General features: G+C 59.2%; 28 protein-coding genes. 19 read left to right on the forward strand and 9 right to left on the reverse strand.

Annotated elements, in window-relative coordinates; translation table 11 throughout:
• Positions 1-291: 291 nt before the first annotated feature.
• From ACR0B8_RS19895 to ACR0B8_RS19905, 3 genes are all read left to right on the forward strand, one after another.
• Positions 292-1,446, forward strand: coding sequence for a phosphoserine transaminase (locus ACR0B8_RS19895; RefSeq protein WP_170553283.1), 1,155 nt, complete (start codon positions 292-294; stop codon positions 1,444-1,446).
• Between the two features lie 58 nt (positions 1,447-1,504).
• Positions 1,505-3,100, forward strand: coding sequence for a phosphoglycerate dehydrogenase (gene serA, locus ACR0B8_RS19900; RefSeq protein ID WP_170400093.1), 1,596 nt, complete (start codon positions 1,505-1,507; stop codon positions 3,098-3,100).
• Between the two features lie 116 nt (positions 3,101-3,216).
• Positions 3,217-3,945, forward strand: a complete 729-nt coding sequence (locus tag ACR0B8_RS19905; RefSeq protein WP_226689266.1) for a metallophosphoesterase family protein — start codon at positions 3,217-3,219, stop codon at positions 3,943-3,945.
• Here ACR0B8_RS19905 and ACR0B8_RS19910 read toward each other — a convergent pair.
• The 3 genes from ACR0B8_RS19910 to ACR0B8_RS19920 all read right to left on the reverse strand — a co-directional run bounded on the left by ACR0B8_RS19910 (position 3,942) and on the right by ACR0B8_RS19920 (position 7,615).
• Positions 3,942-5,459 (reverse strand): malonate--CoA ligase, encoded by a 1,518-nt coding sequence (locus ACR0B8_RS19910; RefSeq protein WP_170362823.1) that lies wholly within the window; start codon positions 5,457-5,459, stop codon positions 3,942-3,944. The two genes, ACR0B8_RS19905 and ACR0B8_RS19910, sit on opposite strands and share 4 nt — an antisense overlap.
• An 82-nt stretch (positions 5,460-5,541) precedes the next feature.
• The gene (locus ACR0B8_RS19915; protein ID WP_170351126.1) at positions 5,542-6,246 is read right to left on the reverse strand and encodes a GntR family transcriptional regulator; all 705 of its coding nucleotides are present in this window, start codon (positions 6,244-6,246) and stop codon (positions 5,542-5,544) included.
• Positions 6,247-6,259: 13 nt separating this feature from the next.
• Complete coding sequence (locus ACR0B8_RS19920) at positions 6,260-7,615, reverse strand: formimidoylglutamate deiminase (RefSeq protein WP_226689265.1); 1,356 nt, start codon at positions 7,613-7,615, stop codon at positions 6,260-6,262.
• An 82-nt stretch (positions 7,616-7,697) separates the two neighbouring features.
• Between ACR0B8_RS19920 and hutI the strand changes: the two genes are divergently transcribed.
• From hutI to ACR0B8_RS19960, 8 genes are all read left to right on the forward strand, one after another.
• Positions 7,698-8,906 carry an imidazolonepropionase gene (gene hutI, locus ACR0B8_RS19925; protein WP_170362816.1) on the forward strand — a complete coding sequence of 403 codons (1,209 nt, stop codon included), beginning with the start codon at positions 7,698-7,700 and terminating at the stop codon, positions 8,904-8,906.
• On the forward strand, positions 8,903-10,432 hold the full coding sequence (hutH, locus tag ACR0B8_RS19930) for a histidine ammonia-lyase (RefSeq protein WP_170362814.1): 1,530 nt from the start codon (positions 8,903-8,905) through the stop codon (positions 10,430-10,432). The genes hutI and hutH overlap by 4 nt, the downstream gene beginning before the upstream one ends.
• Positions 10,432-11,229 carry an N-formylglutamate deformylase gene (hutG, locus tag ACR0B8_RS19935; protein ID WP_226689264.1) on the forward strand — a complete coding sequence of 266 codons (798 nt, stop codon included), beginning with the start codon at positions 10,432-10,434 and terminating at the stop codon, positions 11,227-11,229. The genes hutH and hutG overlap by 1 nt, the downstream gene beginning before the upstream one ends.
• Positions 11,226-12,911, forward strand: coding sequence for a urocanate hydratase (gene hutU, locus ACR0B8_RS19940; RefSeq protein ID WP_480659414.1), 1,686 nt, complete (start codon positions 11,226-11,228; stop codon positions 12,909-12,911). Before hutG ends, hutU begins: the two co-directional genes overlap by 4 nt.
• 70 nt (positions 12,912-12,981) lie before the next feature.
• A complete protein-coding gene (gene serB, locus ACR0B8_RS19945) occupies positions 12,982-13,860 on the forward strand; it encodes a phosphoserine phosphatase SerB (protein ID WP_226689262.1) in 879 nt (292 codons plus the stop codon).
• 46 nt (positions 13,861-13,906) lie between these two features.
• A complete protein-coding gene (locus tag ACR0B8_RS19950) occupies positions 13,907-14,236 on the forward strand; it encodes an ArsR/SmtB family transcription factor (RefSeq protein WP_170362806.1) in 330 nt (109 codons plus the stop codon).
• Positions 14,224-14,649: an SRPBCC family protein gene (locus ACR0B8_RS19955; protein WP_170351118.1), complete on the forward strand. Its 426-nt coding sequence runs from the start codon at positions 14,224-14,226 to the stop codon at positions 14,647-14,649. Before ACR0B8_RS19950 ends, ACR0B8_RS19955 begins: the two co-directional genes overlap by 13 nt.
• A 24-nt stretch (positions 14,650-14,673) precedes the next feature.
• Positions 14,674-14,994, forward strand: a complete 321-nt coding sequence (locus tag ACR0B8_RS19960; RefSeq protein WP_170351117.1) for a YciI family protein — start codon at positions 14,674-14,676, stop codon at positions 14,992-14,994.
• 5 nt (positions 14,995-14,999) lie between these two features.
• On the opposite strand, the gene ACR0B8_RS19965 is transcribed toward ACR0B8_RS19960, so the two are convergent.
• Positions 15,000-15,998 carry an asparaginase gene (locus ACR0B8_RS19965; protein ID WP_480659417.1) on the reverse strand — a complete coding sequence of 333 codons (999 nt, stop codon included), beginning with the start codon at positions 15,996-15,998 and terminating at the stop codon, positions 15,000-15,002.
• 178 nt (positions 15,999-16,176) lie between these two features.
• On the opposite strand from ACR0B8_RS19965, the gene ACR0B8_RS19970 reads away from it, so the two are divergent.
• The 5 genes from ACR0B8_RS19970 to ACR0B8_RS19990 all read left to right on the forward strand — a co-directional run bounded on the left by ACR0B8_RS19970 (position 16,177) and on the right by ACR0B8_RS19990 (position 19,673).
• Complete coding sequence (locus ACR0B8_RS19970) at positions 16,177-16,710, forward strand: invasion associated locus B family protein (RefSeq protein WP_170351115.1); 534 nt, start codon at positions 16,177-16,179, stop codon at positions 16,708-16,710.
• Between the two features lie 166 nt (positions 16,711-16,876).
• Positions 16,877-17,044, forward strand: coding sequence for a hypothetical protein (locus tag ACR0B8_RS19975; RefSeq protein WP_170351114.1), 168 nt, complete (start codon positions 16,877-16,879; stop codon positions 17,042-17,044).
• Between the two features lie 123 nt (positions 17,045-17,167).
• Complete coding sequence (locus tag ACR0B8_RS19980; protein WP_170362802.1) at positions 17,168-17,545, forward strand: lysozyme inhibitor LprI family protein; 378 nt, start codon at positions 17,168-17,170, stop codon at positions 17,543-17,545.
• Positions 17,546-17,624: 79 nt separating this feature from the next.
• The gene (gene rlmN, locus ACR0B8_RS19985; RefSeq protein ID WP_170362800.1) at positions 17,625-18,812 is read left to right on the forward strand and encodes a dual-specificity RNA methyltransferase RlmN; all 1,188 of its coding nucleotides are present in this window, start codon (positions 17,625-17,627) and stop codon (positions 18,810-18,812) included.
• A 234-nt stretch (positions 18,813-19,046) separates the two neighbouring features.
• Positions 19,047-19,673, forward strand: a complete 627-nt coding sequence (locus ACR0B8_RS19990; RefSeq protein WP_170362798.1) for a cytochrome P460 family protein — start codon at positions 19,047-19,049, stop codon at positions 19,671-19,673.
• Here ACR0B8_RS19990 and ACR0B8_RS19995 read toward each other — a convergent pair whose 3' ends face one another.
• Both ACR0B8_RS19995 and ACR0B8_RS20000 read right to left on the reverse strand, forming a co-directional pair.
• Positions 19,674-20,018: a hypothetical protein gene (locus ACR0B8_RS19995; RefSeq protein ID WP_170362796.1), complete on the reverse strand. Its 345-nt coding sequence runs from the start codon at positions 20,016-20,018 to the stop codon at positions 19,674-19,676.
• Complete coding sequence (locus ACR0B8_RS20000; protein ID WP_170362794.1) at positions 20,015-20,932, reverse strand: DnaJ C-terminal domain-containing protein; 918 nt, start codon at positions 20,930-20,932, stop codon at positions 20,015-20,017. The genes ACR0B8_RS19995 and ACR0B8_RS20000 overlap by 4 nt, the downstream gene beginning before the upstream one ends.
• Before the next feature lie 147 nt (positions 20,933-21,079).
• Here ACR0B8_RS20000 and ACR0B8_RS20005 point away from each other — a divergent pair, with 147 nt between their 5' ends.
• Complete coding sequence (locus tag ACR0B8_RS20005) at positions 21,080-21,469, forward strand: hypothetical protein (protein WP_170362792.1); 390 nt, start codon at positions 21,080-21,082, stop codon at positions 21,467-21,469.
• Here ACR0B8_RS20005 and ACR0B8_RS20010 read toward each other — a convergent pair.
• Entirely contained in the window at positions 21,464-22,561 is a 1,098-nt protein-coding gene (locus ACR0B8_RS20010) for a cystathionine gamma-lyase (protein WP_170506762.1), read from the reverse strand. The genes ACR0B8_RS20005 and ACR0B8_RS20010 overlap by 6 nt on opposite strands.
• A gap of 3 nt (positions 22,562-22,564) precedes the next feature.
• On the reverse strand, positions 22,565-23,407 hold the full coding sequence (locus tag ACR0B8_RS20015; RefSeq protein ID WP_170351106.1) for an LOG family protein: 843 nt from the start codon (positions 23,405-23,407) through the stop codon (positions 22,565-22,567).
• Between the two features lie 79 nt (positions 23,408-23,486).
• Here ACR0B8_RS20015 and ACR0B8_RS20020 point away from each other — a divergent pair, with 79 nt between their 5' ends.
• Positions 23,487-24,404 carry a threonine/serine dehydratase gene (locus ACR0B8_RS20020; protein WP_480659422.1) on the forward strand — a complete coding sequence of 306 codons (918 nt, stop codon included), beginning with the start codon at positions 23,487-23,489 and terminating at the stop codon, positions 24,402-24,404.
• 108 nt (positions 24,405-24,512) lie between these two features.
• A complete protein-coding gene (gene dapD / locus ACR0B8_RS20025; protein ID WP_170351104.1) occupies positions 24,513-25,340 on the forward strand; it encodes a 2,3,4,5-tetrahydropyridine-2,6-dicarboxylate N-succinyltransferase in 828 nt (275 codons plus the stop codon).
• Between the two features lie 136 nt (positions 25,341-25,476).
• Here dapD and ACR0B8_RS20030 read toward each other — a convergent pair.
• Positions 25,477-25,657, reverse strand: a 181-nt coding sequence (locus tag ACR0B8_RS20030) for a hypothetical protein (protein ID WP_480659423.1), incomplete at its 5' end; no start/stop codon positions are given.

Here is a 25,657-nt window from a genome sequence, read left to right on the forward strand (position 1 = left end):
CCCGTCAACCGCGTCGACAACGCATATGGCGACCGAAACCTCGTCTGCACATGCCCACCAATGGACGCATACGAAGAAGCCGCAGAATAAACACAAAACACAAAACCCCGCCGGAATACCGGCGGGATTTTTCGCCAATAGGAAACCTGTGTTCCAAATTGCGTACCCACCCTATGTCGTTTTCTGCGGGTGAACGGTCTTTTTTGCTTGCTGGATCTGCGAAGGCCTCATACCCCTGTCCGTGGGACACCCCTCCCCAACGAGGGGCGTGTATCTGGAAGGGTAATACACATGACCATCGAACAACCGGCAACGCGGCCGGCGAATCCGCGTTTTTCCTCGGGCCCCTGCGCCAAACCCCCCACATTTGATCTGTCCAAACTGGCCGATGCCGCGCTGGGTCGGTCGCACCGTGCAGCCGTTGGCAAGGACAAGCTGAAGGCGGCCATTGAAGGCACGCGCGAGGTGCTGGGCATTCCGGCGGATTACAAGATCGGCATCGTTCCCGCCTCGGACACCGGCGCGGTCGAGATGGCGCTGTGGTCTCTGCTTGGCGAACGCAAGGTCGAGATGCTGGCCTGGGAGAGCTTTGGCTCGGGTTGGGTGACCGATGTTGTCAAGCAGCTGAAGATCGACGCCGAGGTGAAAACGGCCGGGTACGGGCAGATCGTTGATCTCGCATCCGTCGATTTCGCCAATGACGTTGTGTTCACATGGAACGGCACCACCTCGGGTGTGCGGGTTCCCAATGGCGACTGGATTGCGGATGACCGTCAGGGTCTGACAATTTGTGATGCGACCAGCGCAGCCTTTGCGATGGACCTGCCCTGGGGCAAGTTGGATGTCACCACATTCAGCTGGCAGAAGGTGCTGGGTGGTGAGGCCGCGCATGGGATTCTGATCCTGTCACCCCGTGCGGTGGAGCGGCTGGAAAGCTATACTCCTGCCTGGCCGCTGCCGAAGATTTTCCGCCTGACCAAAGGCGGTAAGCTGATCGACGGCATCTTTACCGGTGCCACGATCAACACGCCTTCGATGCTGGCGGTCGAAGATTACCTGTTCGCGCTGGATTGGGCGCGCTCAGTTGGTGGTCTGCAAGGGCTGATCGCCCGAGCTGATGCCAATGCCGGTGCGGTGCATGCATTCTGTGACCGGAACGACTGGATCGCCAATCTGGCCGAGGATGCCGCGACGCAGTCGAACACTTCGGTATGCCTGAAGTTCACCGATGACCGCATTCAAGATGGCGCAGTCTTTGCCAAAGCCGTGGCGAAACGGTTGGAGGTCGAGAATATCGCGCTGGATATCGGCGCCTATCGCGACGCGCCTGCGGGCCTGCGCATCTGGTGCGGCGGTACGGTCGAAACCTCGGATATCGAGGCGATGCTGCCCTGGCTGGCCTGGGCTTTTGAGGCCGAGATCGCGGCGCAAACCGAAGCCGCCTGACCTTTTTCACCGGGCCCCATCAGGCCCGGACCTTCCCTACAATTCAAGGACCAGAGATATGGCCCCCAAAGTACTCGTATCTGACAAGCTCAGCGAAACCGCCGTTCAAATCTTCCGGGATCGCGGCATCGATGTGGATTTCATGCCCGATCTTGGCAAGGACAAAGACAAGCTGGCCGAGGTGATCGGTCAGTATGACGGTCTTGCCATCCGTTCGGCCACCAAGGTCACGCCGACCCTGCTTGAAAAGGCTGACAACCTGAAAGTCATTGGCCGCGCTGGCATTGGCACGGACAATGTGGACAAAGAGGCTGCCTCGAAAAAAGGCGTGATCGTGATGAACACGCCTTTTGGCAACATGATCACAACGGCCGAACATGCGATTGCAATGATGTTCGCCGTTGCGCGGCAAATCCCCGAGGCCAGTACCTCGACCCATGCGGGTAAGTGGGAAAAGTCCAAGTTCATGGGAATCGAGCTGACCAACAAGACCCTTGGCGTCATCGGCGCGGGCAATATCGGCGGCATCGTTTGCGAACGCGCCTTGGGCCTGAAGATGAAGGTCATCGCCTATGATCCCTATCTGGGCGAAGAGAAAGCCGCCAAGATGGGCGTAGAGAAAGTCGAACTGGACGAACTGCTGTCACGCGCTGATTTCATCACCCTGCACGTGCCGCTGACGGACCAGACCCGCAATATCCTGAGCCGCGAAAACCTGGCCAAGACCAAGAAAGGCGTGCGCATCGTCAACTGTGCCCGTGGTGGTCTGGTCGACGAGGACGCGCTGTCCGAGGCGCTGCAATCCGGTCATGTGGCCGGTGCGGCCTTTGACGTGTTCAGCGAGGAACCGGCCAAGGAAAACGCCCTGTTCAACCTGCCCAACGTCGTCTGCACGCCGCATCTGGGTGCGGCCACGACCGAGGCGCAGGAAAACGTGGCGCTGCAGGTGGCCGAGCAGATCTCGAACTATCTGCTGACAGGAGCGGTGGAAAACGCGCTGAACATGCCCAGCGTCACCGCCGAAGAAGCCAAGATCATGGGGCCGTGGATCAAGCTGGCCGGTCACTTGGGCAGCTTCATCGGTCAAATGACAGATGAGCCGATCAAGGCGATTAACATCCTCTATGACGGTGTCGCCTCCGAGATGAACCTGGCGGCCCTGAACTGCTCGGTCGTGGCGGGGATCATGAAGAAGTTCAACCCCGAGGTGAACATGGTCTCGGCTCCGGTCGTCGCCAAAGAGCGCGGCATTCAAATCTCGACCACCAACCAGGACAAGTCCGGTGCATTCGAAGGCTATATCAAAGTGACCGTGGTGACCGAAAAGCGCGAACGCTCGATCGGGGGCACGGTCTTCAGCGACGGCAAGCCACGTTTCATCCAGATCAAGGGTATCAATATCGAGGCCGAGGTGGGTGCGCACATGCTCTACACCACCAACGAGGACGTGCCGGGCATCATCGGTGCACTGGGTCAGACCATGGGTGACAATGACGTCAACATCGCCAACTTTACTCTTGGCCGGGCGGAAGCAGGCGGCGAAGCCATTGCGTTGCTTTACGTGGACGAGCCGGTTCCGGCCGAGGCGCGCGCCAAGCTGGCGGAAACCGGTCTGTTCACCCAGATCAAACCGCTGGAGTTCGACGTCGCCTAAGCAGTGTTGAATTTCTGGAACAATTCTTGCCCGCGCCCCTCAAGGCGCGGGTATTTTCTTTTCCTGACACGCATTTCGCGCCAAAAGCCGGGTACGCGTTTATCCGAGGGATTTTCATGACATCCGCCATCTACGCCATCGGCGATATCCACGGGCAGTTAGAGATGCTTGAAAATGCGCTGCACCTTATCGAACAGGACGGTGGGCGGGATGCGCGGATCGTGTTTTTGGGTGACTATGTAGATCGTGGGCCGGATTGTCGTGGCGTTCTGGACCTTTTGGTCGCTGGGCAAAAGGTCGGACGGAACTGGGTTTTTCTGTTGGGCAATCATGACCGGATGTTCGCCAGATTCATGCACGATGGTTCGACCGCCGAGGCCAAATTGCGGATCGGCGAACACTGGCTGCATGCGCGTTTGGGCGGGACCGAGACGTTGGCGTCGTACGGTGTGACGTACACCGAAGAAGAACGCGTTTACAAAATTCTCGACCGCGCAAGGGCAGCGGTGCCGTCGGACCATGTCGACTTTCTGAACCGGCTGGTGACGTACCATCACCAGGATGAGGTTCTGTTCGTCCATGCCGGGATTCGCCCCGGTGTATCGCTGGCCGATCAGACCGAGGAAGACCTGATCTGGATACGGGGCGAGTTTCTGGATGATCCGGGACCGCACCCGTGGCTGGTGGTCCATGGGCACACACCTGCGGAACAGGCTGAGCATCGCGGTAACCGGATCAATCTGGACGGAGGTGCCGGGATGGGGCGACCGTTGGTTCCGGCGGTGTTTGAGGGCCAGGATTGCTGGCTGCTCACCAACGATGGCCGTGTGCCGCTGATCCCTTAACCCTTGGTGAACAGGTCCTTGTAGTCCTCACGCAGGAAATTCTTTTGCACCTTGCCCATCGTGTTGCGCGGCAACTCTTCCAGCACGATCAGTTTGCGCGGGTGTTTGAACCGGGCCAGCGAGTTCTGCACGTTGGCCAGAATGGCCTCGGGGTCCAGTGTCTGTCCCGGCTCGGGCACCAGAATGCCGACCGGTGTTTCGCCGAAATCCGGGTGCGGCACGCCGATCACGGCGCTTTCCAACACGCCCGGCTGGTCATCCAGAACCAGCTCAACCTCTTTGGGGTAAATGTTGTACCCGCCCGAGATGATCAGGTCCTTGCCGCGCCCGACGATGTGGACATACCCGTCCGCATCCAAACGCCCCAGATCGCCGGTGATGAAAAACCCGTCTTCGCGCAGCTCGGCGGCGGTTTTCTCGGGCATTTGCCAATAGCCCTGAAACACGTTGGGGCCGCGCACCTCAAGCATGCCGATCTCACCCTGCGGCAAGTCTGCACCAGTTTCAGGGTCGGTCACCTTCAGTTCGACGCCGGGCAGGGGAAAGCCTACCGTGCCTGGACGACGTTCGCCGTCATGGGGGTTCGAAGTGCTCATGTTGGTCTCGGTCATGCCGTACCTCTCAAGGATACGATGGCCAGTGCGCGCTTCGAACCGCTCATGCGTCTCGGCCAGTAACGGCGCCGAGCCCGAGATGAACAAACGCATGTGCCGGGTCAGATCGTCGGTGAACCGCTCATCGCCCAGTAAGCGGGTGTAAAAGGTTGGAACTCCCATCATCGTCGTGGCCTGCGGCATCAGCCGCAACATGTCTTCAAGATCGAATTTCGGCAAAAAGATCATCGACCCGCCCGCGGACAGCGCCACATTTGTCGCCACGAACAGCCCGTGCGTGTGAAAGATCGGCAGCGCATGCAGCAGCACGTCATCCGCCGTGAACTGCCACTCCTGCACTAGCGTTTCAGCGTTTGACAGCAGATTGGCCTGCGTCAGCATCGCGCCCTTCGATCGCCCTGTTGTGCCCGAGGTATAAAGGAATGCAGCCAGATCATCCTCGGACCGCTGGACCGGCTCAAACGCGGGCAACATCCCCAGCGCCCGCCGCATAAGGCTTCCCGAACCATCGGCGTTGAGCGTTTCTAACCGGGCGTCTTGGGCGGCGGCGATAGGGGCCAGCCCCTGTTCTTTTGCGGCGTCACAGACAACCAGTTTCGCACCGCTGTTTTCGATGAAATATTGCAACTCGGCCGTGGTGTATCCGGTATTCAGCGGCAGAAAGATCAATCCGGTCTGCACGCAGGCAGCATACAGCGCCAGCGCCTGGGGCGATTTTTCCACCTGTACGGCCACGCGTTCACCGGGCTCAAGTTCGTATCCGCTTAGGGTATTGGCGATCTGCGCGGCCATGTCCAGAAAATCGGCATGGGTCAGGATCTGACCATCAGGAAGATGAAGAAACGGTGTGTGTTTGCCCGCGTGAATGCCAAACAGCCGTTCGTACAGCGGGTTACCCATTTCGTCTTTCCTTTGCACCTGCTCAATCTTGGGTGAATCTGTATCGGATTGAGCAGAGGGTAAAGAGAAATCCGGGTGCGGTTTAGAATTGCGTGGTCATGCGATACCCAGCGGCAAAAAACATCTTGGCAAAGGTCACGGGCTGACCCTGCAACCAGGTGATGCGCTCTCCGGTAAAGACCGGTTCTCCTTCGGGGACGTCCAGAAACCCGGCGAGTGTTGTATCGGCACGGCTGGCCAGAAAACTCAGTTCGACATTGGTGAAGGGCAGGGTCTGGATCAGCCACTCATTCGGTCCGATCTGCGAGAAATCTGCCTGCTCCACCTGCGGGACCGAGGCCGTGACGATCCAGCGATCCTCAAACTGAAACGGCGTGTTGCCGTTGAAATGCATGCAGCGAACATGCATCACGCTTTGCCCCGCAGACAGAGCCAATCGGGCGCTTAGCCATTCCGGAGCAGTCTCTAACTTGGAAGAAACCAGCGCATAGCGATACGTGCCGCCCATCGCCTCAACCTCGTCCCGGACCATGGGGATGGTGAAACGGGCCTGTCGCTGCGGTGCGCTCAACACCCGCGTACCAGCCTTGCGCCGGCGTTCCAGATAGCCCTCGTCAGCTAACTCCCGCAGGGCGCGGTTCACTGTTGTACGGGTGCAGGAAAACTCGACCGCAAGATCCTGTTCGTTGGGCAACAGAGAGTCGGGCTGCCACTCGCCCGACCGGATGCGGGACAGAACGGTTTTCTTGATGTCTTTGTAACTAGTGGTGTCACTGGATTGGGGCATGATGACCGTTCCTTTAGACCGAGGCCAGCAGGCCCGCAATCGCGGATCTATAGGCGGATATGATCTGATCACGTGCGACGTGGCGGCCTTGCTTCACCATATGCCGGCCGGCCGACCACAGATCGGTGACCAACCCATCAGGGGCGGCAAAACACAGCCCATCCAGTAATTGATTATCCGCCAATGCGCAGAGCGTCGGGTGGGTCCGGTCAATGGCCATCAGGTCAGCCAACTTGCCCTCGGCAATCTCACCGGCGTCACGTCCAAGCGCTTGGGCCCCACCTCGCGCGGCACCGGTAAAAAGCGCGTGCCCGACCGAGCCTTCGCCCGGTACCAGGACGGCACGTTGTTGATCGCGCAGACGTTGGGAGTATTCCAGAGTGCGGAGTTCCTCGGGCAAAGAAATCCTAATATTAGAGTCTGATCCGACTCCAAATCGCCCGTTTTCCTCGGCATAGGTCGCGCCGTTGAAAATACCATCGCCCAGATTGGCCTCGGTGATCGGGCACAGCCCCGCCACAGCGCCGGACTGGGCCAGCGCGCGGGTTTCGGCATCGGTCATATGGGTGGCATGGATTAGACACCACCGCACGTTCACGTCTGCATTGTCCAGCAGCCAGGCCACCGGACGCTGGCCCAACGCGGATTGTACGTCGGCGACTTCCTGAACCTGTTCGGCGATATGGATATGGACTGGACCCTTGGGTGTGTTTTGCAGCAGTTCGCGCAGGTCTGCCGGTGAAGTTGCACGCAAGGAATGTGGCGCAACCCCCAATATAGAGTCAGTGTGTGGCAGTTTTTTACGGCAATCATCCACCAAATTCAAAAAACGGGACACATCATTGCTGAACCGCAACTGCCCACCTGACAGCGGGTCCTGCGCAACGCCGCCATAGGTGTAGAGGACCGGTAAATGAGTCAGACCGATCCCTGACTGGTGTGCGGCGGAAAAGATACGCTGGCTTAGTTCCGAGAGTTGATCGTAGGCCGCGCCGCCGGGTTGGTTATGGACATAGTGGAATTCACCGACCGAGGCATACCCGGCCTCCTGCATCTCCACGAAAACCAGTGCGGCGATGGCTTCGATCTGGTCGGGCGTCAACCGATCCAGAAAGCGATACATCAGGTTGCGCCATGTCCAGAAACTCTCGCGTCCGGCCATGCGGGTTTCCGTCATGCCCGCCATGGCCCGTTGAAAGGCGTGGCTGTGCAGGTTTGCCAAAGCGGGCAAAAGAACGTCGACGCGTGTATCATCAGGCAGTGCCGACGCCTGGTACCGAACCCGGCTGATACGCCCATGGTCGATTTCTACTCGCACATCGTGAACCCAATCAGAGCCTAATAAAGCTGTCTTGGCATGAATCTGCATTTTGATTTCCATAATGTGTAGACTTCATATCTTTACACATATACATAAAAATCAAACAAGAGGGGAGCCGAAAAGAATCGCCATGACCAGAAAAGCGGTCTTACTCAGCGCCAGGATGGCCACGATGTCAGAAGGGGGCACGCCCTATGGGCTGTGTCGGGATGCAGCGATCGCCGTTAACGGGGCAAAGATTGTCTGGGTCGGCGAACGCCAGGACCTGCCGCCGGAATATGCCGATTGGCCGGTCGAGGATTTCGGTGAACGGTTGATCACTCCGTCGCTGATCGACGCACATACCCACGTGGTGTTTGGCGGAAACCGCGCAACTGAGTTCGAAATGCGGCTGAATGGCGCCTCATACGAGGACATCGCCCGTGCCGGGGGTGGTATCCTCTCCACGGTCAACGCCACGCGGTCCGCCAGCGCTGAGATGCTTTTGTCAGATGCTCTAACCCGCGTGGACGCCCTGATTGCCGAGGGTGTCAGCACCCTTGAGGTCAAGTCGGGCTATGGGTTGGATACCGAGACCGAATTGAAGATGCTGCGCGTTGCCCGCCAGATCGGTGAAACCCGCCCTGTCCGCGTCAAAACCAGCTTTCTGGGCGCACATGCGGTGCCGCCGGAATATGCCGAATGCCCCGACGACTATATTCGCGAGGTCTGCATCCCAACCCTGCGCGCGGCCCATTCCGAGGGGCTGGTGGACGCGGTGGATGGTTTCTGCGAAGGAATCGCCTTTAACCCCGCACAAATCGCCCTGGTTTTTGATGTGGCGCAAGAGCTGGGCCTGCCGGTGAAACTGCATGCCGAGCAGTTGTCCAATCTGGGGGGCGCGCAACTGGCGGCCTCTTACGGGGCTTTGTCGGCGGATCACATCGAATACCTGGATGCCAATGGTGTATCAGCCATGGCAAAGGCCGGAACCACGGCCGTGCTGTTGCCGGGCGCGTTTTACACACTGCGGGAAACGCAGGTGCCACCCGTTGATCTGCTGCGCCAGCATCAAGTGCCAATGGCTTTGGCGACTGACTGCAATCCCGGTTCTTCGCCGCTGACCTCGCTGCTGCTGACCATGAACATGGGCTGCACACTGTTTCGTCTTACGCCTGAAGAGGCGCTGGCTGGTGTCACCCGCAACGCCGCGCGCGCGTTGGGGATCAACGATGCGGGCACTCTCGCGCCGGGGCATAGGGCGGATCTGGCGATCTGGAATGTCACTCATCCGGCGGAACTGGCCTATCGCGTTGGCTTCAACCCACTGCACAAACGCCTTTTCGGAGGGATCGAATGACGTCTCTGATTTTGCAGCCCGGTCAGGTTTCTTTGGCGCAGCTGGCCGAGATCTATTGGGATCAAACGGCTGTTTCACTGGATTCTGACTGCAAGCCCGCAGTCGATGCGGCGGCGCAACGTATTCAGGCGGCGGCTCGGGGCGATGACCCCGTCTATGGCGTCAATACCGGTTTTGGGAAACTGGCCAGCCTCAAAATCGCGGCGCAGGACACCTCGACCCTGCAGCGCAACCTGATCCTCAGCCATTGTTGCGGTGTTGGTCCCGCCATACCGCAAAGGCTGACCCGGCTAATGATGACACTCAAGCTGTTGTCCTTCGGTCGCGGTGCATCGGGCGTGCGGTGGGAGCTGATCGAGCTGTTGCAGCAGATGCTGGCCCGCGGGGTCACTCCGGTGATCCCGGCACAAGGTTCGGTTGGGGCATCGGGCGACCTGGCGCCGTTGGCCCATATGACCGCAGTGGTCATTGGCGCGGGCGAGGCCGAGGTGAACGGCACTGTCCTGCCGGGGGTTGAAGCACTGAAAACAGTTGATTTAGAGCCTATTCAACTGGGTCCCAAGGAAGGACTGGCCTTTATCAACGGCACCCAGTTTTCAACCGCCTTTGCTTTGGCTGGGTTGTTCGAGGCTTGGCGCGCGGCGCAAAGCGCGTTGGTTGTTTCGGCCATGTCGACCGATGCGATCATGGGGTCCACCGCACCCCTGCGGCCTGAAATTCACACTTTGCGTGGTCATCGTGGCCAGACCGAAGCCGCCAGCGCCATGCGCGCCGTGCTGGACGGGTCGGAAATTCGGGAAAGTCACCGTGAGGGCGACACCCGCGTTCAGGATCCTTATTGCATCCGCTGTCAACCGCAGGTCACGGGCGCAGCAATGGATGTATTGCGGCAGGCCGCCGCCACGCTTGAGGTTGAGGCCAACGCAGCCACCGACAATCCGCTGGTTCTGGCCGACGGGATTGTCTCGGGCGGGAATTTCCATGCTGAACCTGTAGGGTTCGCCGCTGATATGATCGCGCTGGCCGTGTCCGAGATCGGTGCTATCGCGCAGCGTCGCATTGCCCTGATGGTGGATCCGACGCTCAGCTTTGATCTGCCGCCTTTCCTGACCCCTGATCCGGGGTTGAATTCTGGCCTTATGATTGCCGAGGTCACCACGGCTGCGTTGATGAGCGAGAACAAGCACCTCGCCAATCCTTGTGTCACCGACAGCACCCCCACCTCGGCCAACCAGGAGGATCATGTTTCGATGGCGGCCCATGGTGCGCGGCGCCTGATCCGAATGGTCGAGAATTTGAACTACATTCTGGGTGTGGAATTACTGTGTGCGTCTCAAGGGGTTGAATTTCGCGCGCCGCTGGTCACCAGCGGGCCCTTGAAGCAGGTCATTGCTCGGTTGCGGGCTGACATTCCGGCCCTGACCGAAGATCGTTATTTGGCCCCTGACTTGGAGACCGCGAAACAACTGGTAGCCGGGGCGTCGATCCTACGGGCCGTTGGCACCCCAATGCCCGAGGTGGTGTGATGCAGGTGGTTAGCGTGCATCACGGGGATGGCCCTATCGTCTTGGGACAACCGCATGGCGGGACCTATGTGCCGGATGACATTGCAGCTCGTCTCAATGACACTGGGCGTGCATTGGGGGACACGGATTGGCACATAAACAGGCTCTATGAAAAGCTTTTGAGTGGTGCGACGGTGGTTCAGTCGCATGTTCATCGCTATGTCATCGACGCCAATCGCGATCCCGACGGTGTTTCGCTTTACCCAGGGCAAAACACGACAACGCTGGTGCCGTTGACCGATTTCGATGGGCAACCGATCTGGCGCGACGGGCAGGAACCGTCAGAGGATGAGATCGGTCAGAGGCGCGAAACCTTCCATGTACCCTATCATGCCGCGCTTGCCGAAGAGTTGGAGCGCGTGCGGGCAAAGCACGGCGTGGCTGTTCTGTTCGATTGCCACTCGATCCGCAGTCGCATTCCATTTCTGTTTGAAGGTATGTTGCCCGACATGAATATTGGGACGGATGGGGGAGTGACCTGTGCGCCAGACATAGAGTCTATTACACATGAATTTGCCGCATCGTCGCCCTACAGCACCGTTCTGAACGGGCGGTTCCGGGGTGGCTGGACGACCCGCCACTATGGCCGTCCGGCCGACGGTCTGCACGCCATACAGATGGAACTGGCGCAATCCACTTACCTGACAGCCGAGGCCGCCCCGTGGAGTTATGACACTGCCAAGGCCGACCGCCTGCGTCGTTGGCTGCGCGATATTCTGGAAGCCATCCAAGACACTGCATTGGAGAAGATCCCATGACCGACCCTCGCAAGAACACGCGCGATATCTATCCGCCGACAGGCCCCGAGCTGAACGCCAAAAGCTGGCTGACTGAGGCCCCGCTGCGGATGTTAATGAACAACCTGCACCCGGACGTGGCCGAAAACCCGCATGAACTGGTGGTTTATGGCGGTATCGGCCGCGCGGCGCGGACTTGGCAGGATTTCGACACTATTGTTGCCGGTTTGAAGGATCTGGAAGAGGACGAAACCCTGATCGTTCAATCCGGCAAGCCGGTCGCCGTTGTGCGGACGCACAAGGACGCGCCCCGCGTGCTGATCGCCAATTCCAACCTAGTGCCCCATTGGGCAACTTGGGATCACTTCAACGAACTCGATAAGAAGGGTCTGATGATGTACGGCCAGATGACGGCCGGCTCGTGGATCTACATTGGCACTCAAGGCATCGTTCAGGGTACGTACGAGACTTTTGCTGAGGCAGGACGTCAACACTATGGCGGCGACTTGACCGGCAAGTGGATTCTGACCGGGGGCTTGGGCGGCATGGGGGGCGCGCAACCGCTGGCCGCCGTTTTTGCCGGTGCCTGCTGTCTTGCGGTCGAATGTAATCCAGACAGTATCGATTTCCGCCTGCGCACCAAATACCTCGACGAAAAGGCCGAGACTCTGGACGAAGCGTTGGAGATGATCGACCGCTGGACCAAAGCGGGCGAGGCAAAATCCGTGGGCCTGTTGGGTAACGCGGCCGAGGTGTTCCCAGAAATCTTCAAAAGAGGGAACGAAGGCGTCCGCCCGTATCCCGATATCGTCACCGACCAGACCAGCGCCCATGATCCGATCAACGGCTACCTGCCAATTGGTTGGTCCATGGCGCAGTGGCGTGAAATGCGTGAAACGGACCCTAAAGCAGTTGAAAAGGCTGCGCGTGCGTCGATGAAACAACACGTCGCCGCGATGGTTGATTTTTGGAACGCGGGCGTGCCGACTCTGGATTACGGTAACAACATCCGGCAGGTGGCACAGGATGAGGGGTTGGAGAACGCTTTTGCCTTCCCCGGCTTCGTTCCCGCCTATATCCGTCCGCTGTTTTGCAAAGGCATCGGTCCGTTCCGCTGGTGTGCGTTGTCAGGCGACCCCGAGGATATCTATAAGACCGACGCCAAGATGAAAGAGCTGTTCCCCGAGAACGAACATCTGCATCGCTGGCTCGACATGGCGCAGGAACGGATTGCGTTTCAGGGCCTGCCTGCGCGGATTTGCTGGATCGGGTTGGGCGACCGCCACCGCGCCGGGTTGGCGTTCAATGAGATGGTCGCCAATGGTGAGCTGAAAGCGCCGGTCGTGATCGGCCGGGATCACTTGGACAGCGGTTCCGTCGCTAGCCCGAACCGCGAGACCGAGGCGATGTTGGACGGGTCTGACGCCGTAAGCGATTGGCCGCTGCTGAATGCTCTGATCAACACCGCCAGCGGCGCGACCTGGGTCTCGCTGCATCACGGTGGTGGGGTCGGCATGGGGTTCTCTCAACATGCGGGTGTGGTGATCTGTGCCGATGGTACCGAGGACGCGGCCCGACGGTTGGAACGTGTGCTGTGGAACGATCCGGCCTCGGGCGTGTGGCGGCATGCGGATGCTGGGTATGAAATTGCAAAGGATTGCGCCCGCGCCCATGGGCTGCGATTGCCTGGCATTCTGGGGTAAACATATCAACTGTCTCTGGTGAATTGGCGGCCCCTGCGTTATGCGCGGGGGAGCCTGCAGGAGACCGATGATGTACGTAGCCACTCTGTTGACCAATCCGAACATGCCGAAGCTCGAGCAGGCTTTGGTCGAGTCGTTGTGCAACGCGTGGGGCGGGGGCGATCTGGTTTGGCTCAGCGAAGATGAGGCGGCGCAGTTCACGTTTCCCGAGCTGCCTGATAATCAGTGGGACGTCTGGGCAGAGCTGCAGTTGTTAGAGGTCGACCTGATCGTGCAGCCGTTCGGGAAACGCCGCAAGCTGATGCTGCTGGCCGATATGGACAGCACCATGATCCAGCAGGAATGTATTGACGAACTGGCCGATGAGGCGGGCGTGGGCGATCGCGTCAAAGACATTACCGCGCGGGCCATGAATGGTGAGCTTGATTTCGAAGGTGCGCTGATTGAACGTGTCGGCCTTCTGAAGGGCCTGGATGAGGCGGTGATCGACAAGGTTCTGAACGAACGCATTACATTGATGCCGGGCGGTAAGGAACTGGTTGCGACGATGCGCCTGAACGGGGGCTATGCGGCCCTGGTGTCGGGTGGGTTTACGGCCTTCACCGCGAGGGTGGCTGATCTGCTTGGCTTTGATGAAAACCGCGCCAATACATTGCTGGCCGAAAAGGGCAAGCTGACCGGCGATGTACAGCGCCCGATTCTGGGCAAACAGGCCAAGGTGGATGCGCTGGCGCAGATTACCAAGCGGCTGGGCCTGTCCGAGGCCGACGTGATTGCTGTGGGCGATGGCGCCAATGATCTGGGCATGCTGAGCCGGGCCGGAACCGGTGTGGCGCTGCATGCCAAACCTTCGGTCGCCGCCAAATGCGATATTCGGATCAATTACGGAGATCTGACGGCATTGCTGTACCTGCAGGGCTATTCCCGCGCGGCCTTTACCGAGGTCTGATCGCAAGGGGCTTCCCTTTATTTAACAAAAATGTTAAACAATGGTCATGAACACGCTTCTGACCGCATTTTCGGCATTGTCCGATGCCACCCGATTCTCGATTGTCGAGCAGTTGATGCAAGACGGTGAACTGCCCGCTGGTGACCTGATAGAAGGGCGCGGCATGTCAGGGGCCGCGATCTCGCGCCATCTGAAGGTGTTGCGCGCCGCCGGGCTGGTGCAGCAGCGAGTGCAGGGCAGTCAACGCATGTATTCCATCCAGCCCGAGGGGCTGCGGACCATCGCGGAATGGACCATCTCGAAACGGCAATTCTGGGAAAGCAGCCTCGACCGTTTGAACGATTTGATTGAAAGGGAGAATTCATGGCCGACCTGAAATTGGAACGCGCGTTTCCCACATCCCAGGAAAACCTGTTTGCCTGGATCAGCGATGGTGCAAAGCTGTTGCAGTGGTGGGGCCCCGAAGGGATGCATGTGCCCGAACATGATTTGGATTTTTCACGCCTTGGGCCGTGGCACTCGGTCATGGTGAATGCCGAAGGGCAGCGATACAAAGTATCCGGGCAGGTGACCCATGTTGATCCGCCGAATTCAGTGGGGTTCACCTGGGCCTGGCATGACGATCAGGATCAGCGCGGAGCGGAAAGCCACGTGACGCTGACGGTCACAGCGACGGAAGCTGGTGCAAAGCTGGTTCTTGATCACCGCGAATTGGCCGATGCCGAGGTCGCGGCCAACCACAACCAGGGTTGGACTTCGTCACTGCGCAAGCTGGAAGCTCAGTTTTAAGATTTTCATTAGGGAGGAAGAGAAATGCCTCAGTTCTTGTTTGTCTATCACGGCGGTCACACCCCAACCGACCCCGCCGAAATCGAAGCGACTATGGCCGCCTGGGGCGCATGGTTCCAGAATATGGGCGATGCGCTGGACATCCCCGGCAACCCGGTGGGCCAGTCCTATACCGTTAGCAACAGCGGTGTTGTCGACAATGGCGGTGCCAACCCGGCCTCGGGGTTCACGGTCATCAGGGCCGACAGCATCGACGCCGCCAACGAGATGGCCAAGGGCTGCCCCATGGTCGTCAACGGATCAGGCTCGGTCGAAGTGGCCGAGATTCATCCGATCGAGATGTGATCGCCTTAGCCGGGGAAACCCGGCGCAGGCTTGATGATGCCGCATTCCAGCCCGCGGCGGCTGTACTGAATGGCGTTCATGAATTTGCGGGTGGCCGGGTGTTCGGCCTCCAGCACACCTAGATGGACCAGAATGGATGCGATGGCACATTCAGCGGCACGCGTGGTGCCGTCTGTGATCTTCAGTGCCACGCCCATGCGTTTTTCCGGAATGATGGCGATGAAAACAGCTTCGGCCCCGGTCTTGATCGCGGCGCGGCCCTCCATCGCGCGCATCAGTTCGGTACAGGCGCGGCTTTCGCCGGCAACCAGTTCGGGATGCTTGATCATCGCAGCGGTCAATTGCTGCGCCGCATCGCTGGCCCGGTCCGACCGGTCGGCGGCCGAGGCAAACCACGCCATCGATCGCGCCAACCCCACCAGCGAGGTGGCAAAGTTCGGCGCTGAACATCCGTCTATCCCATAGGCGGGGCTGGCCTCACCGGTTGTTTCTTCGATGGCTGACAGACAGGCCTGCTGAACTGGGTGGTCGATTTCCAGATACTCCGGCCCGGCCCCCATATGCTGGGCCACGGTCAGGAACCCGCAATGCTTTCCCGAACAGTTATTGTGAATCTGGCAAGGCGTGTCGTCGGCCAGAATCAATCCGTCGCGCGCGGCCATATCCTGCGGCTCTTGCGGGCCGCAGCGCAGATCATGTTCGGACAGGTTCAGATGGTCCAACCAGGCGGTCACGCGGTCAGTGTGGATATGCGCGCCGCTGTGTGAGGCGCAAGCCAGTGCCAGATGCTCGCTGTTCAGCCCATATTTCGCCGCGGCGCCTGAGGTGATCAGCGGCAGACCTTGGATCATCTTGGCCGAAGAGCGGGGGTAGATAATCGCACTTGGATCACCCCAGCATTGTACGATCTGGCCACTGTCATCGCAGATCACCGCGTGGCCCAGATGCAGGCTTTCCAACAAGGGACCGCGCCATAGTTCTGTCATTGGTACCGGCTGCGTCATCAGGCCTCTCCGTAATATGCGCAAAATTCTGCCAATCGCCCTTTCGCCTGTGGCGAAACCTGCGTTAGTGTGTGTATGTCGACAATCATCGGAATACGCAACTTACAGACGAACCGGCAGGGTGCGCAGGCTTTTCCGATGGGTATGAGGTAATAGGTCGAGCTAGGAGGCTGGACAGATGGGATTGAAACTCGTCCGTGTAATCGCGGGCCTGTGCATGGCAGGGATGGCCACTACGGCAACCGCTCAGCAGGCGTCAAGCACCAACCGTGTGGCAGCCAAAACCGATTGGAGCGTGTTCGTCGAAGACGATCCCACCGAATGCTGGAGCGTGTCTGCACCCAAGGAAACCGTCAACACACGCGGTGGCCGGGTGGTCTCGGTCCGCCGCAGCGATATCCTGCTGTTCGTGTTCTATCGTCCCAACGCCGAGGTGAAGGGGCAAGTGACCTTTACCGGCGGCTATCCGTTCGCGGCAGGCTCAACCGTCAATCTTGAAATCGACGGGACCGAGTTTGAACTGATCACCGAAGGCGAATGGGCCTGGCCCGCAACCGAAGGCGAAGACCTCAAGGTGGTTGCAGCGATGAAGCGGGGCACTGAGGCTGTTCTGACCGCCCGGTCCGAGCGTGGGACGCAGACCAAGGACACATTCTCGTTGCTGGGTTTTACGGCAGCGATTGAAGACGCCGAGAAACGCTGCACAAACTGATACGTATCTGAAGACACGCGAGACCCCGTCTTTTGGCGGGGTTTTCTTTTTTTGAAGCGCCAAGTGTCGGCTTTACGCCACGTCTGTCTGCAAGTTTGATCCGTATCAAAGCGAGCCCCTGACATTTCTGAACTAATTAGTTCAGCTGAATAGAAGGAGCTTACGAATGCTGAATAAGCCTATTGTCGCGCTGATGATGGCAGTCGCCGTGTTGTTGAGCGCGTGTGAAAAAGATTCTGAAACCTATCCCGTATCCGGTGAGCAATGTGGACCAGAGGATCCGGTAAAAACTTTGGATGCAGCAGATTGCGATATCCTGCCAGCGGGCATCTGAAGCGGCTTACCTGATAGCATTGATTTCGACCGCATCGGCGTTGACGGTGCGGCCAATCTGTATTTGGGGCGCAGTAGTTCGCGTGCTACCGTCGGCGGTGGGAACCTCTGGCAGGAGCGAGTCATGCGGTACGTATTGATCATATTGTTGTTTTCCTCTGCGGCACTGGCAGACCCAACGTTGGAATGTTCAGACGCAAGTTCTCAGGTGGAAATTGGGGCGTGTGTTGGCGAGATGGAAGATCGGGTCAGTTTGGCGCTGGAGGAGAGCTACGGATTTGCCATGCAATCGGCCAAAGAGTTGGACGAGATCACCGAGCGGGTCGTGGCGCAGCCCGCCTTGGAAGCTTCGCAATCAGCCTGGGCAAGCTACCGCGATGCGCAGTGCGAAGCGGTGGGCGCATCCTATGGCGGAGGGTCCGGTACTGGCATCGCCATCACCGCGTGCCGGGTCGATCTGGGACGCGCGCGTGTGGACGAGTTGCTGCGCTTTGCGAATTGATTGATACGATTCCTTTTGATCTTTGCCAGCGATCCTATATAGAGGCGCATCCCAAGCCAGAATCCGTTGAGATAACCACATGTCGCCCAAAGCGCCGATCACTCAAGATGTCATGACCATCCCCCGCAAATTGCCCGAGGGGAAGATTAACCTTGTCGGCCTGACCCGCGCCCAGCTGCGTGAGGTTTTGATCGAACATGGCACGCCGGAAAAGCAGGCCAAGATGCGCACCGGTCAGATCTGGCAATGGATTTATCAATGGGGTGTGCGCGACTTTGCCGAGATGACCAATCTGGCCAAGGCCTATCGCGCACAACTGGCCGAAAACTTCGTGATCGAAATCCCCGAGGTTGTTACGCGTCAGGTGTCCGAGGACGGCACCCGCAAATACCTGTGCCGTATCGCGGGCGGGCACGAGGTTGAGGTCGTGTACATCCCCGAAGAAGATCGCGGCACGCTGTGCATCTCGTCTCAGGTGGGTTGCACGCTGACCTGTTCCTTCTGTCACACCGGTACGCAAAAACTGGTGCGCAACCTGACCGCGGCCGAGATTGTCGGTCAGGTGATGATGGCGCGCGACGATCTTGAGGAATGGCCGGTTCCAGGCGCGCCCAAGGACGAAACCCGTCTGCTGTCGAACATCGTTCTGATGGGCATGGGTGAGCCGCTGTATAATTTCGAAAACGTCCGCGACGCGATGAAGATCGCCATGGATCCCGAGGGGATTTCCCTGTCGCGCCGCCGCATCACCCTGTCGACCTCGGGTGTTGTGCCTGAAATCGCGCGCACGGCTGAGGAAATCGGTTGTCTGCTGGCGATCTCGTTCCATGCCACCACGGATGAAACCCGTGACGTGTTGGTGCCGATCAACAAGCGCTGGAATATCGAGGAACTGCTGGGTGCGCTGGCCAGCTATCCGAACGCATCGAATTCTGAACGGATCACCTTTGAATATGTGATGCTGGATGGCGTGAACGACAGAGACGAGGATGCGCATCGCCTGATCGACCATATCAGGCGTCATAACATCCCGGCCAAGATTAACCTGATCCCGTTCAATGAATGGCCGGGCGCGCCGTACAAGCGCAGCTCGAACAATCGCATCCGGGCCTTTGCGAATATCATTTACCAGGCGGGTTACGCCTCACCCATCCGCAAGACGCGGGGCGAGGATATCATGGCGGCTTGTGGTCAATTGAAATCGGCCACGGAACGCGCCCGAAAATCGCGCAAACAGATCGAGGCCGAAGCCGGGGTTAAAAGCTGAGGCGTGTTATTGTCGCCAAGTGGTCGACAATAAATAAATTCTCGCATTGCTGTTCTTTGCATGCGAAATTTGGTATGTTTTAAGCGTCGGGGCTGGATCGGCGCATGTCACTCTTGCGCACAAAGCGGTGAAAGCCGTGGTCTGGCCGTGGCGCGTTTGTTCAGGGCCGCTATCTTATTTCAAACATGATAGGCGGCTTTCAGGCGAACCTTAAGAAACAGGTAGGCCATCCATATGTTTTTACGATTTAAACGTGTGTTTTCAATCTCACTGACAGTGCTGTCAATTTCGGGGTTGTCCGCAACCGACGGGTTTGCGCAATCAACTGGTGAAGACGCGCATATCGCCATCGAGAATCCAGCGGATTTGTCCAAGGGGGAAGCATTGCGCATCTATGAATCTCTGCAGCGGCGCATGGCGCGGGGTTATGGCGCTGCACAGCTGGATTTGCTCCTGAATTATCAGAACTGGCCATTGTTCAACGATGCGCCCTATATCTCGGCCACCCATGGTCAGCGGTATGTGAACAGCTATGCTAATCGCATGGCTCATAACTATGGAACGCTGGCCGAGGGGGAAAAGCTGCCCAAAGGCTCGGTTTTGGCCAAGGACAGCGTGACCGTCACGGATGAAGGCAATATCCATCCCGGCGCTTTGTTCGTAATGGAAAAACTGGCCCAAGGCGAAAGCCCCGACACGGGTGACTGGCGTTATATCATGGTGATGCCAGACGGATCGCTGTTCGGGGACACGATGGGTGCGCGCGCAAATTCGGTCGCCTATTGCCATGATTGCCACGAGGCGGTCGCTGACCGGGACTACACCTTTTTCGTGCCCGAAGAATACACCGTCGGCAATTGATCAACTGCGCTTGAGGCGGGCGGCTCCGATCACCTCGATCAGGGTCTGACGCACGGGTTCAGGCTGCGCCTCAACCGCGTTCAGCACCTCGCGCAGTTCTGCGCGCAGGCAGTGCATCTGGTCGATCAGCGAAATCATCATCGACAGCGCGTCGGGTTCCATCTCGTATTGCTCATGCAATTCGCAGGCCAGTTCCAGACGGGCGACGTCGAGGCTGTGATAGACCAAGCCCTGATCAGTTTGTTCGGGGATCACGATCTCGGCGGCCAAGTATTCGGTCAACCGGGTCGAGGTCAGGCGGGTGACGGTTGCGATCAGCTGCTCTTCGGTCAGGGTGCGGGTCATGACGGCATTCCTTTACGCGGATCATAACTGTGGCTCTCGCGCCATGTCTCCATGAATTGCTTTAGGTCTTCGTCGATCTGTCCGGGCATCGCGATTGTCAGTTCGATCAGCTGATCGCCGCGCTCGGTTGAGCCGCGTTTCTTAACCCCTTTGCCGCGCAGGCGCAGTGTCTTGCCGCTGCTGGTGCCCGCAGGAACGCTGACATTAACGCCACCGTCGATGGTGGGTGCAGGGACCTTGCCGCCCAGAATGGCCTCATCAATCGTGATCGGCAGAGTGATATGTATGTCGTCGCCCTGACGATCGAAGACGGGGTGTTTGGCAACCGAGACGGTCACTAGAGCATCACCCGGCGGACCGTCGCCAAAGCCCGGATCGCCTTTGCCGCGCAGGCGGATGGTTTGGCCGTCGGTGATGCCAGCGGGAATCTTGACTTCGATCCGGTCGCCATCGGGCAGGTTCAGTTTCTGGCTGGCCCCAAAAACCGCATCCAGAAAACTGATCTGCAGGCTGTAGCCTCGATTGTGCCCCGGCGCGTGGAATTCATGGGTGCGCTGGCCGTATCCGCCACGGCCCCGCATGAACTCGGCAAAGATGTCCGACATGTCATCGGGGTCTGCAGCCTGTCCCCGATAAGGGTTCCCGGCGGCCTCGGCGTAGTCGCGATAATAATGCTGCTGCGGGCGTTCCTGACCCGAGGCGTCAATCTCACCATTGTCGAATTGCGCCCGCTTTTCGGGGTCTTTGAGCAAGTCGTAAGCGGCGGCTGCCGCCTTAAACTTGGCTTCGGCCTCGGCATCGCCGGGCTTTAGATCCGGGTGACATTCCTTGGCGATACGCCGATAAGCCTTTTTGATTTCGGCGGCGCTGGCGTCTTTGGCGACACCAAGGGCGGAATAGGGATCGTCGCTCATCTCACCTCTCGCGGGTCGGGCTGAACAGGTTGGTTTTATCATGCGATTTCAAGGACCCAAAAGGAAGAGGCTTTTGAAACCGCTCGCAAAACCCCGAAAGTCTGCTAACATATGCACGTTTCGAATTATTTTCTGACGGAGACCCCCATGACGCGCAGAATCAAATCCGCCTTGGCCCTGCTGGCCGGCAATGCCATCGGGTTGCTACTGGCCACGCTGCTGCTGTCAGGGTTTGCGATCAAGCCGATCTCTTTCATCGTCGTGGTGATCGTCTTTACGCTGGTGCAGGTGGTGGCCGAGCCGCTGATCCTGAAGCTGGGCGAGAAAAAAGCACCCGCGCTGAAAGGTGGCATCGCGCTGATCGTTACCTTTGTGGGCTTGCTGATAACCGATCTTGTCACTGCCGGGTTGACGGTTGGAGGTATCTCAAACCTGTTGGCGGCCACGCTTCTGGTCTGGCTGGGGGCGCTGATCGCCAGCATAGTGCTGCCGATCTATGTGTTTACAGAATTGCGTGAGTCCAAGAAAAAATCATAGCGCGTTCAGGCTGATTTCAATCGCCTGCCACAGTTCCTCGACCGGTTCACAGCCGACAGACAGGCGGATGAAGGCGGGGTCGACATCGTCGCCCCAGCGCGCGCGGCGTTCTGCTGAACTGTGGACGCCACCAAAGGAGGTTGCGGGACGCAACATCGGGCAGGCGTTGATAAAGGCCTCGGCCTTGGCCTCGGTCTCAAGCGTGATCGACAGCAGGAACCCAAACCGCGACGTCTGTGCCGTGGCCAGCGCATGCGATGGATCGCTAGGCAGACCGGGATAGCGGATTTGCCGGACCGTCGAGTGGACGGCCAACCGTTCGGCCAGCACCTGCGCCGAGGAACACATACGGTCGAACCGCACATCCAGCGTTTCCAGTCCGCGATGCAACAGCCAAGCCTCATGCGGGCCGGGGATCGCCCCTGAAACCCGGCGCCATTCTACTACCCGTTCCATAATCTGTGCATTGCGGCTGGCCACGTGGCCCATCAACAGGTCGGAATGCCCACCCATGGCTTTCGTATCCGAGGCCACAACCACGTCGATGCCCATATCCAGCGGGCGCTGGCCTAGCGGGGTCAGGGTCGTATTATCAGCAATCGTGATCCCGCCCGCTTCACGTACAGCAGTGGCGATAGCTGGCAGGTTCAGCATGTCCAGCCCGGGGTTTGAGGGGCTTTCGACAAAGACCACATCAAAGCCGTCAAACCCGCCCTCGGTAAAGGTGGCCGTTGGGCGTTCGGTGACCGTTACACCCAGCCCGGACAAGAACTGATCGGCCAGCACGCGCGTGACATAGTACCCATCTGACGGAATCAGCAGGTGCGACCCGGCCTTCAGGGTTGCAAACAATGCGGCTGAAATTGCCCCCATGCCAGACGGAAAAGTCAGGCAGGGCGCACCTTCAAGATGGGCCAGCACATGTTCCAGATGCTCCCAAGTGGGGTTGTCGACTCGGCCGTATGTGGGCAGGCCGTCCGTCACGCCCGGCAAATGATACATACTGCTTTGGGTCAGCGGCAGCGTCACCGGCTCACCCGCGTTCAAGGCATTGCCGCGCAGGTGCAGCATCTCTCCGGTCTTCGGGGCCATGGCTCAGCGTCCCGGTATTTCGTCGCGGGGCGGGGCGGGTTCCCAGTTCTCGATGATCTCGACCGCCTCTTGCGCCGTGTCGACAAACCGGAACAGATCAAGGTCTTCGTCCGAGATGGTGCCCGCGTCCGCAAGCGCCTCCCAGTTGATAACCTTTTCCCAGAACTCGCGGCCAAACAACAGGAAGGGCACGCGCTCCATCCGACCGGTTTGGATCAGGGTCAGGGATTCGAACAGCTCATCCATGGTTCCGAACCCGCCGGGAAAGATGGTGATGGCGCGGGCGCGCATCAGGAAATGCATCTTGCGGATGGCGAAATAGTGGAAGTTGAAGCTGAGCTCGGGGGTCACGTATTCGTTCGGCGCTTGTTCGTGCGGCAACACGATGTTCAGGCCGATGGAACAGCCGCCCGCATCCTGCGCGCCGCGATTCCCCGCCTCCATCACGCCGGGGCCACCGCCGGTGACGATGACGTTCTCGCGGCAGCCGGTTTCATTGGATTTCTCAGTCATCAGCCGGGCGAATTCGCGGGCCTCGTCATAGTACTCCGACAGGTTGGCCAGCGTCTGGGTCCGGGCGGTGTGTTTCTGCGACGGCTCAGGAATACGCGCACCGCCGAACATGACGATGGTCGAGGTGATCTCACGCTCGGTCATGAGCATCTCGGGTTTCAGCAGTTCCAGCTGCAGGCGAACCGGGCGCAGCTCATCCCGGCACAGGAAATCGTCATCGGCAAAGGCAAGGCGATACGCGGGCGAGCGTGTTTGCGGCGTGTCCGGCACCTCGCTCGCGGTCGAGCGGTCGGTCTGCGCGTCGCGGAAAGGGCTGAGGCGGTCTTCTCTCATGAATGATGGTTCCCTGCTTGCGTGTTCTTGAAACAGCTATAGGGTTCGCGGGCAGAGTGCCAGTCACGGAAGAACAAGAATGAATTGGAAGAGTGAAATATTGGCGGCCGCCGACCGGATCAACGGCTACGCGCAGGTGACGCCGGTGATGAAAAGCCGGGCTTTGGGTCTGGATTATCCGGTTGAGATGAAGCTGGAACATCTGCAACATACCGGCAGTTTCAAGGCGCGCGGGGCGTTCAATACATTGCTGAACCAGGATGTGCCCAAGGCGGGTATCGTTGCAGCGTCTGGCGGCAATCATGGTGCAGCGGCGGCCTTTGCAGCGCGTGCTTTGGGCTATCCTGCCAAGATTTTCGTGCCGGAAATGGCGGGGCCGTCGAAAATCACGCTGATCGAACGGACCGGTGCGGATCTGAGCGTGGTGCCGGGCGAATACGCTAACGCGCTGACCAGGGCGCAAGCGCATGAGGATGCAACAGGTGCGATGCAAATCCACGCCTATGACGCGCCCGCAACCGTAGCCGGGCAGGGCACCTGTTTCGCCGAGTGGGAGGCGCAGGGTCTGCAGGCCGACACGGTTCTGATTGCCGTCGGCGGCGGTGGCTTGATCGCGGGCGCGCTGGGCTGGTTGCAGGGCGCGCGCAAGGTTGTGGCGGTCGAGCCCGAAACCTCATGCGCGCTGAACGCGGCACTTCAGGCCGGAGAGCCTGTGGATGTTACCGTTTCGGGTATTGCCGCCAATGCGCTGGGCGCGCGGCGGATCGGGTCGATCTGTTTCGGACTGGCGCAGGGGCTGGCATCGGTTCTGGTCAATGACGAGGCCATCGCCGAAGCCCAGCAGGTTCTGTGGCGCACGCATCGGATTTTGGTAGAGCCAGCGGGCGCGACCGCATTGGCTGCGCTGCTGTCTGGTGCCTATCAGCCGGAACCCAATGAGCGTGTGGCGGTGCTGGTTTGTGGTGGGAACCTCTCGCCGGACCCATTGAACGGCTGAAACTGCAGCAATCAGCCGCAAAGCGCGCATTCTGCGTCGCATTGCGGCCTGTCCCCTGCTTGCGTATAGGCAACACCAACGTGAACAGATTCTGCAGGGAGCCGCCAAATGTCCAACGCGCAACTGGAAGCCGCTATCGAAGCCGCCTGGGAGGCACGCGATACCATCACCCCCGCCACCTCAGGCGAACAACGCGAGGCGATCGAAGATACGCTGAACGCGCTGGACAGCGGTTCGCTGCGTGTGGCCGAAAAGATGGACAGCGGCGACTGGCATGTGAACCAGTGGGCCAAAAAGGCGGTTCTGCTGGGCTTCCGCATCAAGGACATGGAGATTCAGTCGGGCGGTCCGCAGGCCGGCGGCTGGTGGGATAAGGTGGACAGCAAATTCGCGGGTTGGGGCGAGGATCAGTGGCGCACCGCCGGGTTCCGCGCCGTACCGAACTGCGTGGTTCGCAAATCCGCCTATGTCGCGCCCGGCGTGGTGCTGATGCCGTCTTTCGTGAACCTGGGGGCTTATGTCGACGAGGGCACCATGGTCGACACCTGGGCCACCGTGGGGTCCTGCGCACAGATCGGCAAAAACGTACACCTGTCGGGCGGCGTCGGCATCGGTGGTGTGTTGGAACCGATGCAGGCAGGCCCCACCATCATCGAAGACAATTGCTTTATCGGCGCGCGCTCTGAGGTGGTCGAAGGCTGCATCGTGCGCGAAGGCTCGGTTCTGGGCATGGGTGTGTTCATCGGCAGGTCGACCAAGATCGTTGACCGCGAAACCGGCGAGGTCACATATGGCGAAGTGCCGCCCTATTCGGTGGTTGTTGCCGGATCGATGCCATCAAAGAACAATATCAGCCTGTACTGCGCGGTGATCGTGAAACGTGTGGATGAAAAGACCCGCTCGAAAACCGGGATCAATGAATTGTTGCGGGACTAACAGGTCGGAACAAACAGAAATGCCCGAACGACGTTCGGGCATTTCATCTGGTTTAAGTTTGGCTATCGAAACAATCTGGATATCACGCTAGGTGAGGTCTGATCTCGTTTCCTGACCAACACTAGAATATAACCGGTTAGCGATCTTCGCCTTGCCGTTCGACCACGCTGCCTTCACCGCCAGAGTATCCACTGTCGTCGCTGTCGTCGGACTCGCCGTCGTCTGAGCTTTCGCCTTCGCTTTCGCCTTCGCTTTCGCCTTCGCTTTCGCCTTCGCTTTCGCCTTCGCTTTCGCCTTCGCTTTCGCCTTCGCTTTCG

Source organism: Ruegeria sp. BH6 (assembly GCF_056538105.1).

Excerpts from the sequence above, each read along its gene's own strand:
- ACR0B8_RS19905 (WP_226689266.1), top strand. The coding sequence starts at position 3,217 with ATGACATCCGCCATCTACGCCATCGGCGATATCCACGGGCAGTTAGAG.
- hutU (WP_480659414.1), top strand. The coding sequence starts at position 11,226 with ATGACCGACCCTCGCAAGAACACGCGCGATATCTATCCGCCGACAGGC.
- ACR0B8_RS20020 (WP_480659422.1), top strand. The coding sequence starts at position 23,487 with ATGAATTGGAAGAGTGAAATATTGGCGGCCGCCGACCGGATCAACGGC.
- ACR0B8_RS19895 (WP_170553283.1), top strand. The coding sequence starts at position 292 with ATGACCATCGAACAACCGGCAACGCGGCCGGCGAATCCGCGTTTTTCC.
- hutI (WP_170362816.1), top strand. The coding sequence starts at position 7,698 with ATGACCAGAAAAGCGGTCTTACTCAGCGCCAGGATGGCCACGATGTCA.
- hutG (WP_226689264.1), top strand. The coding sequence starts at position 10,432 with ATGCAGGTGGTTAGCGTGCATCACGGGGATGGCCCTATCGTCTTGGGA.
- ACR0B8_RS19975 (WP_170351114.1), top strand. The coding sequence starts at position 16,877 with ATGCTGAATAAGCCTATTGTCGCGCTGATGATGGCAGTCGCCGTGTTG.
- ACR0B8_RS20010 (WP_170506762.1), bottom strand. The coding sequence starts at position 22,561 with ATGGCCCCGAAGACCGGAGAGATGCTGCACCTGCGCGGCAATGCCTTG.
- ACR0B8_RS19995 (WP_170362796.1), bottom strand. The coding sequence starts at position 20,018 with ATGACCCGCACCCTGACCGAAGAGCAGCTGATCGCAACCGTCACCCGC.
- dapD (WP_170351104.1), top strand. The coding sequence starts at position 24,513 with ATGTCCAACGCGCAACTGGAAGCCGCTATCGAAGCCGCCTGGGAGGCA.
- ACR0B8_RS19980 (WP_170362802.1), top strand. The coding sequence starts at position 17,168 with ATGCGGTACGTATTGATCATATTGTTGTTTTCCTCTGCGGCACTGGCA.
- ACR0B8_RS20000 (WP_170362794.1), bottom strand. The coding sequence starts at position 20,932 with ATGAGCGACGATCCCTATTCCGCCCTTGGTGTCGCCAAAGACGCCAGC.
- ACR0B8_RS19990 (WP_170362798.1), top strand. The coding sequence starts at position 19,047 with ATGTTTTTACGATTTAAACGTGTGTTTTCAATCTCACTGACAGTGCTG.
- ACR0B8_RS20015 (WP_170351106.1), bottom strand. The coding sequence starts at position 23,407 with ATGAGAGAAGACCGCCTCAGCCCTTTCCGCGACGCGCAGACCGACCGC.
- ACR0B8_RS19955 (WP_170351118.1), top strand. The coding sequence starts at position 14,224 with ATGGCCGACCTGAAATTGGAACGCGCGTTTCCCACATCCCAGGAAAAC.
- ACR0B8_RS19950 (WP_170362806.1), top strand. The coding sequence starts at position 13,907 with ATGAACACGCTTCTGACCGCATTTTCGGCATTGTCCGATGCCACCCGA.
- ACR0B8_RS19965 (WP_480659417.1), bottom strand. The coding sequence starts at position 15,998 with ATGACGCAGCCGGTACCAATGACAGAACTATGGCGCGGTCCCTTGTTG.
- serA (WP_170400093.1), top strand. The coding sequence starts at position 1,505 with ATGGCCCCCAAAGTACTCGTATCTGACAAGCTCAGCGAAACCGCCGTT.
- ACR0B8_RS19920 (WP_226689265.1), bottom strand. The coding sequence starts at position 7,615 with ATGCAGATTCATGCCAAGACAGCTTTATTAGGCTCTGATTGGGTTCAC.
- ACR0B8_RS20005 (WP_170362792.1), top strand. The coding sequence starts at position 21,080 with ATGACGCGCAGAATCAAATCCGCCTTGGCCCTGCTGGCCGGCAATGCC.
- ACR0B8_RS19970 (WP_170351115.1), top strand. The coding sequence starts at position 16,177 with ATGGGATTGAAACTCGTCCGTGTAATCGCGGGCCTGTGCATGGCAGGG.
- hutH (WP_170362814.1), top strand. The coding sequence starts at position 8,903 with ATGACGTCTCTGATTTTGCAGCCCGGTCAGGTTTCTTTGGCGCAGCTG.
- ACR0B8_RS19960 (WP_170351117.1), top strand. The coding sequence starts at position 14,674 with ATGCCTCAGTTCTTGTTTGTCTATCACGGCGGTCACACCCCAACCGAC.
- ACR0B8_RS19915 (WP_170351126.1), bottom strand. The coding sequence starts at position 6,246 with ATGCCCCAATCCAGTGACACCACTAGTTACAAAGACATCAAGAAAACC.
- rlmN (WP_170362800.1), top strand. The coding sequence starts at position 17,625 with ATGTCGCCCAAAGCGCCGATCACTCAAGATGTCATGACCATCCCCCGC.
- ACR0B8_RS19910 (WP_170362823.1), bottom strand. The coding sequence starts at position 5,459 with ATGGGTAACCCGCTGTACGAACGGCTGTTTGGCATTCACGCGGGCAAA.
- serB (WP_226689262.1), top strand. The coding sequence starts at position 12,982 with ATGTACGTAGCCACTCTGTTGACCAATCCGAACATGCCGAAGCTCGAG.